We start from the raw sequence: 15,977 nt of genomic DNA, 5'->3' as shown, positions 1-15,977 counted from the left end.
ACATTTTCCTATTTATCATTGGGCGCTTTTGAAGCCAGATCGTGCATGGGACACCAAAACGTGCATTTTTCCAGCCGATCGATAGGTAGCAATCGGGCGCGAGGCACTACCCTCCGGGAAAAGCCGCGCGATCCGCGCGCCGCACAGGAGAGACGCATGGGCCGCCTTCAGGACAAGATCTGCATCATTACCGGCGCGGGCAGCGGGATCGGTCGTGCGAGCGCCACCATGTTCGCCAAGGAGGGTGCGACGGTCATCGTGGCGGACATCCGCGCCGAGCCCGCCGAAGAAGTCGCGCATGCCATCGAGGCGGGCGGCGGCCGCGCGCGTGCGATGGTCGTCGATGTTGGTGAGGAAAGCCAGCTCGCCACGATGATCGGCAGCACCATTTCTGAATTCGGCCAGATCGACGTGCTGTTCAACAACGCCTTGTTCATAAATACCGAGATGGCGATGCGCGACGGCGATTTCCTGCAATGGGACCCCGAGATCTTCCAAGCCAATCTGCGGGTCAATGTGATCGGCGCGATGCTCGCCTGCAAGCTGGCGATCCCGCACATGCTGGAACGCGGCAAGGGATCGATCATCTCGACCTCCACCGGCAGTTCGCTCGGCGGCGATGTCACCGCCTACAGCTACGGCTCGTCCAAGGCGGCGCTCAACTGGTTCGTTCAGTCCCTCGCCGCCACCTATGGCAAACGCGGCATACGCAGCAACGCGATCCTTCCGGGACCGACGCAGACGCCTTCCAAGCTCCAGTGGTCCACAGCCAGGATGGACGAACTGTTTATGGAGGTGCTCAACACCCCCTTTATCGGCGAGCCCGAGGATATCGGCGCGATGGCGGTGTTCCTCGCTTCCGACGAATCCCGCTACGTCAACGGCATGCTCTATTCGGTCGATGGCGGCCAGAGCTGCACGGTGCCGTTCGTCAGTGTCACCCGCGCCATGCAGGCCGACGCCTGAGTTTCATCGAGAGGAGACGTCACATGGGTCAGAAGCAAGAAGACTATATCCGCGAATTCCACGCCGCCTGGGGCGACGGCACGTCCGAAACCAAGCCGGACATCGAGAAGATTCTGTCGATGATGGCGGATGACGCCGAATGGCAGCTCTGGGTACCCGGCGGGCCGATCATCAAGGGCAAGGAAGCACTCCGCAAGGAAATCGAGCACCAGAGCGTGATCGCAACCAACAACAAGTGCAATGAGGTCAACATCGTTTCGAACGACCGGATGGTGATGCAGGAGCGCTCGGACACCGCTATCATCATGGGCAAATATTGCCCGCACCAGATGGTCGCGATCTACGAACTGGACGATGACGGGCGCATCCTCAAGTGGCGCGAATATCTCGACATGGCAGATCTCACCAAGAAGATGGGCGTGACCCAGGATTTCGCCGGAACGGAAGAACTCAGCGCTGCGGATTGATTCCGTACCATATCGTTCGTGCCGAGTGGGAACCGAGCGAAGTCGAAGACGCGTATCGAAGCACCGCGACGCCGCGGTGCTTCGATACGCCATCTCGCCAAGCGCACTCTATCGCACCCGTCCCCGGCTGGCCGAAAGGCCTAAACAGCCGCTAGAGATCGTAGAGTTCGTCCATCTTCAAATCCTTGGCCGCCGCACAGAAGCGTTCGAGCGAGGCCATCGTATCCTGTTGCGGATTGATGTTCGATTGCCACGCGATCAGCCCCCACACCACCCAACGGCGATAATCCTCCCAGGCGGCATCGAACGCGATCTCGACACCGTGGCTCGCCAGCGCCGCGAGATAATGCCGCAGCAAATCCTTCTCGGCCGCACGCCGATCCGCGATTGTGATCGATCCTATCGCGAAATAGCTATAGTCGCGAAACGGGTGGCCCTTGCGCACGATCTGCCAGTCGAGGAACAGCCGGCCGCCGTCGGCGAGCCCATAGGTGTTGCCCAGATGCGCGTCGCCATGCACCAGGCAGCGCGGGCCGGGCAGCGCAAGATCATGGTCGCGCAATTGCAGCCAGGCGGAGCGCAGCTTGTCCGGGTCGTGCGCGAACCAGTCGGGAAAAATAGCAACTCGCTCCGGCAGGCGGTTCACGCGATGGAAATGGCTCTCCATCAGCATCCAGTAATCATCGACGACATTCTCCGGCGCCATCGCGGTATAGAGCCAGCCGGCGCGATCGAGCCGCGGATCGCCCCAGGTTTGACCGTGCAGCCGCGCCAGCGCCTCCACGCCCCTCATCGCCTGCGCTACCGTGATAGGCTTGGCGGAAAGCCCGAACTCGCCGCCCCAATAGCTCATGTCGCCGAGCACGAGCAGGCCCTGCTTGCCTTCGTCGTCCTCGTCCCAGTCCGCATAGAAACAATCCGGAGCCGGCAGCGCGAGGCCTTCCGAAAGATCCTTGTAGAAGCGCGCTTCGTTGACATTCGCCTCGCCGCTCAGCGGGCTGCCGGACCAATTCGATTTGAGGCAAAGTTTCGACGGCAGCGGGGCACCGCCGCCAATCTCTATCCGCACCTTGGTCGTGTGGCCCTCGATCACCTCGACAATCTCGAGGCGATCGATCGCAATGCCGGGATATCGGTTCGCCAACGTCCGTTCGAGCCACCCGGCAGTGATCGCCGACAGGTCGTCCGGCAGGCGCTCCTGCCGTGCGGGATAGCCCCGCGGTGTCGCCTCGACCACCGCTCAGGCCCCGACCGGTTGGGGGCTGGCCGCCGCCGCGAGACGTGCGACATGATCCTGCATGTCCATGACGTGCGCATGATGGGCCGACATCCCGCCGTCGATCGTGATGATCTGGCCGTTGATGTAGCGCGATTCCTTGGCTGCTAGAAACGACGCGAGCGCGGCGATGTCGGCTGGTTCGCCGAGTTCGCCCATCGGCATGTGGCGCGCGATGATCGCGAACTCCGCCCCGCCGACGGCGCGCGAATGCGGCGTCACGATCGGCCCCGGCGCGATCCCGTTGCAGCGGATCTTCTGGTGGCCATGCTGGGTCGCGAGATATTTCGTCATCGAAATGACTGCCGCCTTGGAGGTGCCATAGGCGATCCGGGCCTGATCGCCGAGCATGCCTGACCCGGATGCCATGTTGATGATCGATCCGCCGCCCGCCGCCGCGATGTGCGGTATCGCATGCCGGCAACCATAGAGATAGCCGGTGACGTTGACGTGCAACGTGCGCTCCCAGATTTCATTGGAGATATCGACCGCGTTGCTGTCGCCGATCATCGTCGCCATGTCGGTGAGCGCGGCGTTGTTGAACAGGATGTCGAGCCGACCGAATGCGGTGGCGGTCGCGTCGATCGCCGCCTTAAACGCAGCCTCTTCACCGATGTCTACGCCGAATGCGATCGCCGCTTCGCCGATCTCGTCCGCCAGCGCCTGCGCGGCATCGCCGTTCAGGTCCGCAAGCGCGACCCTGGCGCCTTCCGCGACGAATCGCCTCGCGGTCGCCGCACCGATGCCGCCCGCCGCCCCGGTCAGGAACGCGACCTTGCCCTCTAACCTCTTCATGCGAACCTCTCCTCATGGATCATATCGCGATCCTGTCGGCTCCGTTGTCGATCGCGCCTTCCCAAAGACGGGTAAAAATGATTCATGTGCCATCATTCTGTGCATAACTTGTGCAAGCGGCGTATAAAAGAAGGACCACATGAAATCCGGCGCGATGAAGTTCTTCACCTATATAGGAGCGCTGCTGTTCGTGGGCATCTGGCACCTTGCACACCTCTTTTTGTCGATCGCACCGGCGATGTCTTCCGCCGAAGTAGCAACCTATTATCGCGAGTATCAGCCGTGCCGTCTTTTTCTCTACGCCAGCGCTGGCTGGACGGCGCGTTCTATCGCCCGGATGCTCACGGGGATCGCCCCCATTTTCGGTTGCCCAAAGATCGGATCGTAGTCCGCATTGGCGTCCATCAGCCGCGACGTGCAGGCGCCTTGTCCGTGGGCGTCATTCTCCTCGTCCGGGTTAGTGCCGAAACAATGCGACATCGATAACGTACCCGGCCGCAGACGCGTCTCGGGTTCGGCGATGCCTTCCACCTCGCCATGCTCCGATCGGATGCGGATCACATCGCCCTGCGCGACATCGTACAGCGCCATGGTCGATGGATGCAGGAAGGCCGGATTATAGGCCCTGCGCGCGACGAGTTTGGCGTTGTTCCGGCCGATTGAATTCATCATCTCGTTCGCGCGCCGCGGCGTCAGAAGCAGCGGATATTCGGCAGTCGGAACCGCCGTGTCCCCGTTCTTCGCCAGCACGACCGCCAGTTCGGCCATCATCACAGGATCGGCGATTTGCAGCATCGCGGCGCAGTCCGCCGCGCGTGGCAGGACCCTCAGATCCAGTTCGTCGTAGACCTTACCATGCGGATGGCGCTTCACCTCGTCGAGCGGTACACGCGATCCCGCGCACATCGCTTCGAACATTTCTTCCGTCGTCGGCCGCCTGTCGAGCGGGAGCGGAAACGGCACGGGATGCTTGTCCCAATGTTCGCCCGTACCGGCGCCATTGCCGAAATAGACGATCTGCAGGCCCATCCGCTTGGCAACCTCGTAGAAGAATTCCCAACTCTCTATGGTATCGGACCCCTTCGGCGGTGGTACGATAGCCGGGGAATACATCGCGTAGGGAACCTCGAAACCGCCAGTCCAGATCCCGTAATATTTCATGGACTCGGTGAACTGCGTGCAGCCCGGCGTTTCCATCGCCATGCGATCTGGAATCACATAGTCCGCCATCCGCGCCGTGTTGGACATCTCGACATCGATTGCGACCAGCAGATCGAGCGCGGCGAGCGCGCGACCGGCGCGGTTCTGATCCGGCAGCGACACCGCCGGATTGCTCCCCGAACAAATGAGGGCACGAACCTGCCCCTTGCCCGGCGTCAGTATTTCGTCGGGCAGCGTGCCCGTCGGCGCGCCAACGACCGTCCTTGGCAAGCCGTTAATACGGCTCACCACGCTGTGGTCCCACGGCGTGTACGGCGCATAGGGCTGCGCGCGGATATCGACCGCAGGCAGCAGAACGTGCGGCTGGCTGTGCGACTGTCCTGCCCGCACCCAGCGTCCGCACACCGTATTGATGGAGAGTGCGAGATATTCGGCGAGCGTGCCGTGCAACGGGAAATGCGCGCCCGTCGCGGTGACGACGCAGCCGCTCTTCGCCATCGCAAATGTGCGGGCGGCGAGCAAAATGTCGTCTTCGGAAACGCCGGTCACGGTCGCGACATGGGCGGGGGTGAAGCCGGCAACCGCGGTTTTGAGCGCCTCAAGGCCGACCGCGTTTTCGGCGACGAACGCCGCGTCATAGAGCCCTTCGCCCAGGATGACGTGCAGGAAACCGGCGAGCAGCGTTGGGTCCTGACCGGGCTGCGCCTGAAGGTGCAGGAAGGCGTGCGCCGCCGATTCCGTTTCGCGCGGATCGACCACGATGAGCTTCATGCCATCCTTCACGGCCTGCTTCACCGTCTGGCCGGGATTCACCACCAAGCCCTGTTTCGAGATCACGGGATTGGTGCCGACCATGATCCAGGTTTCCGACGAGGCGAACGGATTTGGCCCCGCCATCCAGCGCCCGTGCAATGCCTGCGCGATCACCTTCCCCGCCTGATCGATCGTCTGGACAGAGAAGAAACGATCCGGATACGTTCCCAACGCCATGATGAACATCGCGCCAATAACCGGATTGATCGGATTGCTCAGGTTGCCGTTGCCGGGATAGACGGCGACCGCGTCGGTTCCGTGTTCCGCCATGATCGCGTCCAGCCGCTCGGCGATCTCATCGATCGCCTGCGTCATGGGGATCGACACATAGGAGCCGTCCGGCATGCGTTTCTGCGGATGCAGTATACGGCCCGGCGCATAATGCCCCTCCGGCATGGCGCGGCCCTTGGGGCAGGTATAGCCGCGGTAGAGCGGCGAGTTGCGATCGCCCACGACCTTGGTCGCGCGCCCATCCTCGACGGTGACCTCGATGGGGCAAGCAGCCCAGCAGACTTTGCAGATACCCGTGCGAATTTCCGTCATGTCAGCGCCCTCGACACCCACCGGCCTTCACAGGATCGGTTCCATCTTACACAGTACAAGGTGATCCTTGTCACCGCCGGCGATGATCAGGCACTGCCGCAACATCCTGCGATAGAACAATATGATCAGCGCCTTGTCGTGCTCCGGCGAGGCCGCCCTGATGAAATCGACAAGCGCACGATCCGCCTCCACCAGATTGGCCGGTCGATAGCCTAGGATCGCCGCGCTCTCGTCGAGGTCCGCCTGTTCCGCCCAGCCGCTATAATGTTGCTGGTTAACGAGATAGTCGGCGATCGACGCGACGATACCGCGCTGCCAGTCCTGGAATGCCGGTGCCGTGGGAATGCGCCGGATCTCGTCCGCCAGCTTCTGGAGCGCCATGTCCTCGATCGGCGTCACGCGCGGTTCGGGGAGTTCGAACTCCGCCAGCGCGACACCGACGATTTCCGCCATCGCCTCCAGGCAGCGCCGACCGATCATCGCCACCTGCACGGCGCTCTCGACCCAATCGCCGCCCGGCGCGCGGTTGGCCAGCGCGAACAGGGGAGCATAATAGCCGACCGACATGAACACGATCGTCTGATAGGCAATCTTGTTGAAATCGACCGGGCGGCCAAGCGCCTTTTCATAGTGGCGGTAGAGGGCCGGCAGGTCGCCCATATGCTCGATCGGATGACGCCCGCGAAAGCAGGCGAGGTCGTGATGATTGTCGCCCAGATGCCCCACTTCCATGTCGATAATGGCAGTCAGCGTCGGTCCGTCGGAGAGGAACTGGCCGCAATCGCCCGTGACGAAGGAGATATTGGTCAGGTCTTGCGGAACATTCCGGCGCAACCAGAGGGCGCAGAACTCCATCAGCGGATCGACGACCTGCTGTTCCTTGCACATCGCATAGAATCGATCGACGCTGTTGAGGGCGATCTCTTCCGCACCGACCGGCAGGGCCAGGCCTGCGGCCACGAACTGCGCTGGCGGGATGCGATGCATGTCCGCCAGGGCTTCCATATAGGACAGGCTCGCCGCCCAACGATCAGGAGTCATGATTGATCGGCTTTCCTCGGCTTCCATCACCATGCCGGGGTCGCGACCGCCTTGCACCCATTCCATCACGATGGCCTCGGGATAGGGGCACAGGCCAAACAGCTTGGGGATCAGAATGCCGTTGTCCTGAAGCACCTTGAGGATGTCATATTCATATTTCAACGGATAAGGATGCGCGGGCCAGGGACGATCGCTCTTGAACAGCAGTGCGTCGGGTACGCCGACGCCATCGATATCGACGCGCCATACGGGACGCCAGCGGCGCTGGCGCGTGATCTTCATCACCTCAGCGCCCAAAGTCGCACGCACCCAGTCGCGGATGCCTTCCAATTCGGGATCGTCGTTTGTGATCGGATCGATCGTCCGAAACTTGTCGAGTGCAGTTGCCATATGCTGCTTGTCCAATCCTAAAGTCGTTTTTTATTCTGCAACGTCATGCCCATCTTGTTCCGATGACCAATCTGGCCAGCGGATGCGCATGTGTCATCTGCCCGGCAGCACCGAGAATCCCGAGAATCCGTGCGCCCAATTATGTGTTCATGCATATTTACCGGTGTAGCTCGGGTCAAGATTATATATACACTCATGTACAGCTAACATGAACACACTCCTCATGCTGTACGGGCCATTGGCAAAGGGCTATGGGCTTTGCACTCCAGAGCGGTGAATGATGATCGAGCAGACTAACAAGCCGGAGCGTCGGCAACGATCGAACGGCCGCGAAACCTATACCACGCTGCTTGATGCGGCTCTGGCGATCTGGTCCGAAAAGGGGCTCGATCAGGTGACGATGCAAGCCGTGTCGGAGCGGGCGGACCGATCGCGCGGGATCATGTACCACCATTTCAGCAAGCGCGAGGATCTGATCTCCGCCCTGCAACTGCATCTGGATGACCGGCTGGCCCATCTGTTCGCCCTGTCGAAGGCGCCGTCTCGCAACGACTATCTACTGGTTGCGGGCCTGATGGTGGACAGTCCAGAACTCATACGCAGCTTCTTCTCACGGCTTCTTGCGGGAAACGTGCGAAGCGACCCGCTAATGCAGGTCGCCCGTGATCATTATCGCGAAGTCGAGGCCCTACACTGGCTGCAACCGGGCATGGACAAGGATCACGCCGCCGTGATCAGCATCGCCATGTGGCTGGCGTCCATGCTCGCCGTCGAACTCAAAACGGATCCGCTAGAACGACGCGCCGAGGCCTACCGATTTGCGGCAACCTTCCAGCAGGTCATGGAAAGCGCGATCATCCGTCCGCAAGCCGAGCGACACGGCCCCCGATAGCCTTGCCCGTCGCTCCAGTATGAACCGCCTTCCGCGATGCACACACGGTTCAGAAAGTGATGACGACCTTCCCGCGAACCTTTCCGCCTTCGACCTCCGCAATAGCCGCCAGCGCATCCTCAACCGGATAGGCGCGCGAAACCGAGGGTTTGAGCGCGCCCTTGTCCACCAATGTCGCCGCTGCGGCCAGCGCCGTCGCATTTGGACCGCCAAAGATCATCGTCGCGCGTACCCCGCGCGCATCTGCCTCCTCCGGGGAGGGCGGCGCGGCAAGCGTGACCAGGATGCCGCCGGGCTTCAGCAGGCCCCAGGACCGCGCCGTCGTTTCCGGCCCGAACGCGTCCAGCACCATGTCGAAGCCGCCGATCTCATCCTCATAATGCCCGTTGCGATCCACGGCGTGATCGGCGCCGAGGTCGCGGACGAAATCAAGGTTGGCGGGCGAGGCGAGCGCGGTGACTATTGCGCCGCGCGCCTTGGCGAGTTGGAGCGCGATGCTGCCAACGCCACCGGCGGCAGCATGGATGAGCAATTTGGTGCCCTCCCCCACATCGCCCGCGTCCAGCGCCGCTGTGGCGGTGACGACCGCGACCGGCAGCGCGGCGGCCTCGGCCAAGCCCACGCTCGACGGCGCAAGCGCCGCTGCCGCGGCATCAACCGCAGCATAATCGGCGAACGCACCACTCGGCAGGGTCGTGGCGAAAACCCTGTCGCCGGGCGCGAAGCCAGTGACGCCGAAACCCACCGCTTCCACCGTACCGGCAAGTTCGTTGCCGAGCGTGACGGGAAAGATGAAGGGAATGGCATCGCGCATATGGCCGTCGCGAATTTTCCAATCGACTGGATTGACCCCGGCGGCAGCGACCCGGACGAGAAGTTGCCCCGGCCCCGCATCGGGGCGCGGCACCTCGGCGATCTCCGTGACTTCGGGTCCGCCATAGCCGTTGAACCGTACTGCGCGCATAACCGTCTCCTCCTGGTTTCCGTCGAATTTCGTCGGCATCAGTTCCGATCGATGCTCTCAGCGAACAGATCCCGCATCGCCCGCCAGGAGCGCGCGTCCGCCGCCGCGTCATAGGCGACGCCTGGCATGCCGAGCGCTTCGGAACCCGGCACCGTGAAGCCGTGCAACACGCCCCCGAACAGGATCATGCACCAATCAACACCCGCCGCGTTCATCTGCGCCTCGAACTGCGTGCGCACCTCGGGTGGCACCATCGGATCGGCCGCGCCCTGCTGGATCAGCACCTTGCCTCCGATCCGGGCGCAATCCTCCGGCCGATTGACCGGCAGGCTGGAGTGAAAGCCGACGACTGCGGCCACCCTTTCCCCTGCACGCGCCAGTTCCAGCGCCGCCGCACCACCAAAGCAATAGCCGATCGCCGCGACGCGCGCCGCATTCACGCCCGGTTGCGCCGTCAACGCAGCGAGCGCCGCCCGCATTGCGCCGCGTACCCGCGAGGGATCCTCGACCAGCGGCCCGAGGCGCGCGCCGAGTGCCGCAGGCCCGAGCACCGCGCCATCGCCGATATAGTCCGCACAGAAGGCGAAATATCCCGCCTCGCCGAGCCGGCGTGCCACACCACGTTCGAAATCGGAAACGCCGGGTGCATTATGCGCGACGATCACCGCCGCGCCATTGGCGGCGTCTGGCGTGACGAGAAAGCCCACATAACACTGCCCCTCGACATCCCGATATTCCAGATTCTCGGTCTTCACGGTCGTTTCCTCCCCGTTGTTCGGGTCTGTTTTACCGCGTTGCCGAGGGCGATAATTCTCCCGTCAATCCGCGATAGCTGGGCCTGAATGCCGGATCCACCTGCCGGAAGGCAGGCGCACCCCCTTCACCAATCGGATCGAAGCGGAATATACGCTGGTTGCCTTATCCGCGCCGGTGAGCCTGAACAGAGCGGTCCAGCCGCCGAGATCGGAGAACCAAAATGGACCTGATTCAGCCCCAGCCGACCGTCGAGAGCGGCTTGATTCCGCGCCCATATCCACAGCGAGCCGAGCTTTTACCCTGGACTTGGCAAGAGGTGACCGCGCCGTGGCTGACGCGGACACTCCAGAATAAATATCCCGGCATCATCGCTGAATCGCTGGAAGTGGTGCAGCTGATTGACAGCCACACGACCAAGCTGCGGGTTCGGGTGGGGTTCAACGCGGTCGGAAAGGCTGCGGGCTTTCCCGATCGGCTTTGCCTCAAATCCAATTGGTCGGGCGGGTTCGACGACGTCGACATTTGCGCGATCGAGGCGCGCTTCTATCATTTTCTGGCGGACGAGATGAAAGTGCCGACCGCGACCTGCCGCTACGCCGATTGGGATGATGACGGGCGCGGCCAGGGCCTTATCATCCTCGACGATCTGGAGGCGCTGGGCGGCCAGTTCGGCAACAGCGCGCAGCACGCCGGCGTCGATGCGGTCTATACAGCGCTTGGCGGCCTCGCGAAGCTTCACGGCAGTTTGTGGGACAGCCCGCTCATCGCGCAGGACGCGGCGCCCTGGCTTCAGACATCAATGCGCACGCCGGTCGACAGCGACCAGGTGCGCATCATGTGGCGCTGGATTCTGAAAAACCTCGAAGATCCGAACTTCCGTGCGATCGCGCCGAAACATTATCTCGAGGAGCCGCGCCGCGTCGAATGGGCGTTCGACAGGCTGGGCGATTATGAACGCGCGTTCGACGCGCCTTATTGCGTGATTCTGGGCGATTGCCATCAAGGCAATACCTATATCCTGCCCAGCGGCGAGCGACTGTGGCTCGACTGGCAGTTGGTACGGCGCGGCCGGCCCTGGCGGGATCTCACCTATTTCATGATCGGCGCGCTCACCATCGAGGAGCGACGGCAGAACCAACGCGACATGCTAGCCTTCTATCGCAAGGAACTGATCGCAACCGGGGCATCCGGCGTGATCGAATTGGACGCCATCTGGGAGCAATATCGCCGCTGGGTAATGTACGGCATCCAGGCCTGGGTCGCGAACATGGATCATTGGGGCCAGATTGGCCTGCCGATGAACGAGCGCTTTTTCGCGGCCGGTGAAGATCACGGAACATGGGCGCTTTTACTGGGAGAATGAACGACGTGACGAAGCATCTCGACGGGCGGGTGGCGATCGTCACCGGATCGGGCGCGAATATCGGCGAGGCGTGCGCACGGGCGCTGGCGGACGCCGGCGCCGCGGTCGTCCTTGCCGATATCAACGTGGCGGGCGCCGAGACGGTGGCGAACGACATCGTCGCGGGCGGGGGCACCGCGATGGCGCATTTCCTCGACCTCGCGGAGGAGAGCGGCATCCGCAGCGTCGTCGACGCGACAATATTGCGGTTCGGGCGGATCGACATCCTCCACAACAACGCCGCTGATACCCGCATCAAACAGATGGGCGCCGACCAGAGCCTGGTTGAGATGGACGCCGACGTCTGGGATCGGGCGTTCCGCGTGAATACGCGCGGCACGATGCTTATGATCAAGCATGTCGCCCCGCACATGATCGCAAGGGGTGGCGGATCGATCGTCAACACCACGACCGGGGTGGCGCTCACCGGCGATGTCTTCAATCCCGCCTATTCCTCATCCAAGGCGGCGGTGAACGCGCTTACCAAGAACACCGCGGTCCAGTTCGGGCGGCACAATATTCGCTGCAATGCCGTCGCCCCCGGCCTCGTTCTTTCGCCATTGGCGCGCGAGATGATGGGCGCTGCGCAGATAGACATGATCCAGCGCCATGTGCTGCTGCCCCGCTTTAGCCGACCGGAGGACATTGCGGGCGCAGTCGTCTTCCTCGCATCCGATGCGGCGAGCTTCGTGACCGGACAAATCCTGTCGGTCGATGGCGGCATCGTCCACCACACGCCCTATACTGCCGATGTCCTCGACATGATGGGAACAGGGCAAACCGCTTCGAATGCGTAGCAAGAGAGTGATGCAGTAGCGTTTTAGCCGAAGACTTTCCCCTCCAGGTTTTTCGCACCTGATCTTTCGATAGGGGACAAGGGGAAGAGAAAAGCACAGCTTTTATTCAGGTGATCGATCCGCCGGATCGGCATCTGGAAGTATACGCGCCGTTTCCTACTGAACGCCGGAAACACATAGCCAAGTCACGGGAATAAACCCCGGACATCCAGGGGAGGATGAAGATGCACTCGATGCTCGTCCGTAAGATATTGCTTACATCCACAGCTGCGCCGATCATGGCGTTTACGCTTGCCATGCCCGCTTTTGCCCAGGCCGGTGCGCCGGCATCGGGCACCACGTCCCAGATACCTGCCGTCGGCCCATCGACCGGCGCTGTCACCCCCCCCCGTACCGATGCCGGTCGGTCCTCTGGAGGTCTGGAGGACATCATCGTCACGGCACGGCGGACGAGCGAGGCGTTGCAGACGACGCCGGTCGCCGTCACCGCGCTCAGCAATGAGGCCTTGCTCACCAAGCAGGTAGCCGAAGTCACCGATCTGGCGCGAGCGACGCCTGCGCTGAGCGTGGGTACGGGCGGCACGGGACCGGCATCAATCGTCTATCTCGCCATCCGCGGCCAGGCGCAGAACAGCCCCAATTCCTTCTCCGACGCATCTGTCGGCATCTATATCGACGGCGTATATGTCGGTCGCCCGATCGTCGGCAACCTGGGCTTTCTCGATATGGCGAGCGCCGAAGTGCTGCGCGGTCCGCAGGGTACACTGTTCGGACGCAACACGACCGGCGGCGCGCTCAACCTGACCACACAGGCACCGACGCAAGATCTCGAAGGCTATGTGAAGGCCGGCGCAGGCAATTATGATCAGCGGTCGGTTGAAGGCGTGCTCAACATTCCGCTATCCGACACGGTCAGCACGCGATTTGCGGGCCGTTACGACGAACGCGAAGGATATTATCCCAACCAGTTCACCGGGACACGCCAGGGCAGCGTTAACGGCAGCTATTATGGTCGTGGCACTCTGAAGTGGGAACCGACCGAACTACCGATCGAACTCACCATCAGCGGCGACTATTACCGGGTGCGTGACAACGGTAACGCGACCGCAGTTTCCGCCATCAATCCGAGCGGGCCGCTGGCATCCTTTTACGGTATTTCGCGGGGCGTGCAGCTCGGCGTGATCCCCGGCGCCACGCCCATTCCGCTCGGGCCGGGTTTCTCGGTGCCGGCAAGCACCTTCGCGGGTTTCCTCGGCGGAGATCCGACGCGGCCTATCACCGACTATATCAATCCTGAATTTCCCGGCTCGACCGCCACGGGCAACTGGCGGCAGGCCTATGGCTTTCCGCGCACCGGCTACCGCGACATCGATGATATCCGTAACTACACGACCGCCTATTCGGGAACCGCGAACCTGGTCATCAACCTCGACGAGATCACGATCAAGTCGATCACCGGATATCGCAAATCGACGGCAGGCAGCAGCCTGGACCTGACCGGAACGCCGACGAACGCTGGCGCCTTTATCAGCAACTACAACCAGCATCAATTCAGCGAGGAAATCCAGGTCTCTGGAGATATTGGTAAACTGGAATATGTCGCGGGCATGAATTATTTCCGCGAAGCAGGAGACGAATTTTCCAAGTCGGCGATTTTCTATAATCTTCCCATCGCTACCTATAACAAGGCATTCGGCGATTTTATCTCTAAGAGTCGGTTTCGAAACTCATGCTGACCGTGCCAGTCTGCGGATCATGAGCATTGCGGCGGCGGCGTAGAGGAAGGCCGCTGCGGATTTCAGCGTAGCCTCGACATCCTTGGCCAGGCGGCGATTTCGGTTGATCCATGCGAAGAAGCGTTCGACGACCCAGCGTCGTGGCAGGACGACAAAGCCGGTCTGACCGGTGATCTTGTTGACGATCTCGACCTTGATATTGGTGGCCTGGGTGACGCGCTCATGGTTGTAGCCACCATCGGCCCAGACCTTCTCGATGAACGGGAACAGGCTGCGGGAGATTTGCAGCACTGCGCCGCCGCCATCACGATCCTGCACATCGGCGGTGTGGGGTTCGACCAGCAGCGCCCTGCCATCGGTATCGACCAAGGCATGGCGCTTGCGGCCCTTGATCTTCTTGCCGGCGTCGTAGCCCCGTGGGCCGCCGCTTTCCGTAGTTTTGACGCTCTGGCTGTCGATGATGGCCGCGCTCGGGCTGGCTTCGCGCCCCACGCGTTGACGATCCGCCATCACCAGCGCGTGGTTTATCCGCTCGAACACGGCCTCGTCCCGCAAACGGGCAAACCAGCGATAGACCGTCTGCCATGGCGGAAAGTCTTTCGGCAGCAAGCGCCATGCGATCCCGCCGCGCAGAACATAGAAAATGGCGTTCACGATCTCACGCATCGGCCATCCGCGCCGTCGTCCGGTCGAACCGGGCATCGGCAGAAAAACTGCGATCAACTGCCACTCCGCGTCGATCAAATCCGTCTGGTATCGCTTCGAGACCCGCGTATGCTGCGCGCGGGTGGCTGGGGTCCACATACCTGCCTCCGAGATGTCTGCAAACTCCCGGAATCACATGTGCCTCAGCTGCTCAACCCCTTTCGAAACGGCCTCTAAATCGTTCGGTCTTTTCGCGCAGGTCAACTATCGGGTCACGGATCAACTTCGCGTGACGGGTGGCCTTCGGTATACGTGGGACAAACGTATCATCGATCGCCACGGCATTCTCGACTGGCGTGATCCGAACCCGATTTGCAATGTCGGTGCGAACATGGGCCTGCGCGCATCGGTTGCCGAATGCACGGACGTGAACAGCGCCAAGTTCAAATATCCCGCATGGCTCGCCAGTGTCGACTATGAAATCACGCCTGATGTCTTCGTCTATGCCAAGACGAGCGGCGCATCGATGTCGGGTGGCTTCAATTCTCGTTCGGTGCCACCACCCTATTCCAGCTCGTTTCAGCCGGAAAAGGTGCGTGACGTCGAGGGCGGCTTCAAGGGGGATTTCCTCGACAACCATCTGCGCGTCAATCTGGCCGCTTTTCATGCTTGGCAGGGGGGTGTGCAGCGCATCATCAACACCACCTTCGTGGACTCAGGGGGCAACACCCAGCTCACCCAATTCGTGACGAATGCGGGCAAGGCCAAGACCTACGGCGTCGAATTTGAGGGCACAGTCATACCTTGGCAAGGCATGACCATAGACACGAGCGCGGCCTATCTGCACGCCCGCTATGTAAAGGGCAGCCGGTTTGAGAACCAGCTCGTCGGTGGCGTTCAGGTTCAGGTCGATCGCTCGGGTGAACCAATCACCCAGGCGCCGAAGTGGACGTGGAGCGTCGGAGCGACACAGGAAGTTGAATTTGACGCGGGCAAGCTCAAGCTGCACGCAGATTATTCCTACATCTCGTCGCGCAACTTCGATTTCTTCACTACTGGCGATCCTGCACAGCAGGCAGCAGTCGCGATTGCGAACCAGGCCTCGGTGATTAAAGGCTATGGGTTGCTGAATGGCCAGATCAGCTTCACGTTGAACAACCCCAACATCGAACTTATGTTCTGGGGCAAGAACCTTAGCGGGACCAAGTGGTTCACAAACGTGTTCAACAGCTATACCGGCTTGGGTGCGACCGTGCAGTATCAGGGTGCTCCGCGCACCTATGGCACGACCGTAGCCTTCCGCTTCTGAACGACAGGGGTCCGGCGGCTGCAA

14 protein-coding genes are annotated in these 15,977 nt (G+C 61.8%); 7 read left to right on the top strand and 7 right to left on the bottom strand.

All coding sequences use genetic code 11. The features are described from left to right. Nucleotides 1–156: 156 nt before the first annotated feature. Together WFR25_RS12050 and WFR25_RS12045 are read left to right on the top strand one after the other, a co-directional pair. On the top strand, nucleotides 157–966 hold the full coding sequence (locus WFR25_RS12050; RefSeq protein ID WP_336971172.1) for an SDR family NAD(P)-dependent oxidoreductase: 810 nt from the start codon (nucleotides 157–159) through the stop codon (nucleotides 964–966). Nucleotides 967–989: 23 nt separating this feature from the next. Further along, nucleotides 990–1,433: a limonene-1,2-epoxide hydrolase family protein gene (locus WFR25_RS12045; protein WP_336971170.1), complete on the top strand. Its 444-nt coding sequence runs from the start codon at nucleotides 990–992 to the stop codon at nucleotides 1,431–1,433. Nucleotides 1,434–1,584: 151 nt separating this feature from the next. Here the strand turns inward: WFR25_RS12045 and WFR25_RS12040 are convergent, their stop codons facing one another. The 4 genes from WFR25_RS12040 to WFR25_RS12025 all read right to left on the bottom strand — a co-directional run bounded on the left by WFR25_RS12040 (nucleotide 1,585) and on the right by WFR25_RS12025 (nucleotide 7,452). After that, nucleotides 1,585–2,670 carry a phosphotransferase family protein gene (locus WFR25_RS12040; RefSeq protein WP_336971168.1) on the bottom strand — a complete coding sequence of 362 codons (1,086 nt, stop codon included), beginning with the start codon at nucleotides 2,668–2,670 and terminating at the stop codon, nucleotides 1,585–1,587. A gap of 3 nt (nucleotides 2,671–2,673) precedes the next feature. Further along, the gene (locus WFR25_RS12035) at nucleotides 2,674–3,504 is read right to left on the bottom strand and encodes an SDR family NAD(P)-dependent oxidoreductase (protein WP_336971166.1); all 831 of its coding nucleotides are present in this window, start codon (nucleotides 3,502–3,504) and stop codon (nucleotides 2,674–2,676) included. A 297-nt stretch (nucleotides 3,505–3,801) separates the two neighbouring features. After that, nucleotides 3,802–6,021 carry a molybdopterin-containing oxidoreductase family protein gene (locus WFR25_RS12030; protein WP_336971165.1) on the bottom strand — a complete coding sequence of 740 codons (2,220 nt, stop codon included), beginning with the start codon at nucleotides 6,019–6,021 and terminating at the stop codon, nucleotides 3,802–3,804. Between the two features lie 27 nt (nucleotides 6,022–6,048). Then, entirely contained in the window at nucleotides 6,049–7,452 is a 1,404-nt protein-coding gene (locus WFR25_RS12025; RefSeq protein ID WP_336971163.1) for a phosphotransferase, read from the bottom strand. A 277-nt stretch (nucleotides 7,453–7,729) separates the two neighbouring features. Here WFR25_RS12025 and WFR25_RS12020 point away from each other — a divergent pair, with 277 nt between their 5' ends. Beyond that, complete coding sequence (locus WFR25_RS12020; protein WP_336971162.1) at nucleotides 7,730–8,344, top strand: TetR/AcrR family transcriptional regulator; 615 nt, start codon at nucleotides 7,730–7,732, stop codon at nucleotides 8,342–8,344. Nucleotides 8,345–8,393: 49 nt separating this feature from the next. Here the strand turns inward: WFR25_RS12020 and WFR25_RS12015 are convergent, their stop codons facing one another. Both WFR25_RS12015 and WFR25_RS12010 read right to left on the bottom strand, forming a co-directional pair. Beyond that, complete coding sequence (locus WFR25_RS12015; RefSeq protein ID WP_336971161.1) at nucleotides 8,394–9,308, bottom strand: NADP-dependent oxidoreductase; 915 nt, start codon at nucleotides 9,306–9,308, stop codon at nucleotides 8,394–8,396. A 38-nt stretch (nucleotides 9,309–9,346) separates the two neighbouring features. Continuing rightward, nucleotides 9,347–10,063, bottom strand: a complete 717-nt coding sequence (locus WFR25_RS12010; RefSeq protein ID WP_336971160.1) for a dienelactone hydrolase family protein — start codon at nucleotides 10,061–10,063, stop codon at nucleotides 9,347–9,349. 221 nt (nucleotides 10,064–10,284) lie between these two features. On the opposite strand from WFR25_RS12010, the gene WFR25_RS12005 reads away from it, so the two are divergent. From WFR25_RS12005 to WFR25_RS11995, 3 genes are all read left to right on the top strand, one after another. Then, nucleotides 10,285–11,427 carry an oxidoreductase family protein gene (locus WFR25_RS12005; RefSeq protein ID WP_336971159.1) on the top strand — a complete coding sequence of 381 codons (1,143 nt, stop codon included), beginning with the start codon at nucleotides 10,285–10,287 and terminating at the stop codon, nucleotides 11,425–11,427. After that, nucleotides 11,424–12,263 carry an SDR family NAD(P)-dependent oxidoreductase gene (locus WFR25_RS12000; RefSeq protein WP_336971157.1) on the top strand — a complete coding sequence of 280 codons (840 nt, stop codon included), beginning with the start codon at nucleotides 11,424–11,426 and terminating at the stop codon, nucleotides 12,261–12,263. The genes WFR25_RS12005 and WFR25_RS12000 overlap by 4 nt, the downstream gene beginning before the upstream one ends. 224 nt (nucleotides 12,264–12,487) lie before the next feature. Continuing rightward, nucleotides 12,488–13,999, top strand: coding sequence for a TonB-dependent receptor plug domain-containing protein (locus WFR25_RS11995; protein ID WP_336971155.1), 1,512 nt, complete (start codon nucleotides 12,488–12,490; stop codon nucleotides 13,997–13,999). On the opposite strand, the gene WFR25_RS11990 is transcribed toward WFR25_RS11995, so the two are convergent. Next, nucleotides 13,991–14,743 (bottom strand): IS5 family transposase, encoded by a 753-nt coding sequence (locus tag WFR25_RS11990; RefSeq protein ID WP_336971153.1) that lies wholly within the window; start codon nucleotides 14,741–14,743, stop codon nucleotides 13,991–13,993. The genes WFR25_RS11995 and WFR25_RS11990 overlap by 9 nt on opposite strands. Between WFR25_RS11990 and WFR25_RS11985 the strand changes: the two genes are divergently transcribed. After that, complete coding sequence (locus WFR25_RS11985; RefSeq protein ID WP_336971151.1) at nucleotides 14,643–15,953, top strand: TonB-dependent receptor; 1,311 nt, start codon at nucleotides 14,643–14,645, stop codon at nucleotides 15,951–15,953. The two genes, WFR25_RS11990 and WFR25_RS11985, sit on opposite strands and share 101 nt — an antisense overlap. Nucleotides 15,954–15,977: the final 24 nt, after the last annotated feature.

The organism is Sphingobium aromaticiconvertens, from assembly GCF_037154075.1.
In the GTDB taxonomy this organism is placed as follows: domain Bacteria; phylum Pseudomonadota; class Alphaproteobacteria; order Sphingomonadales; family Sphingomonadaceae; genus Sphingobium; species Sphingobium aromaticiconvertens.
This window is presented reverse-complemented; position numbering and strand designations above follow the sequence as displayed.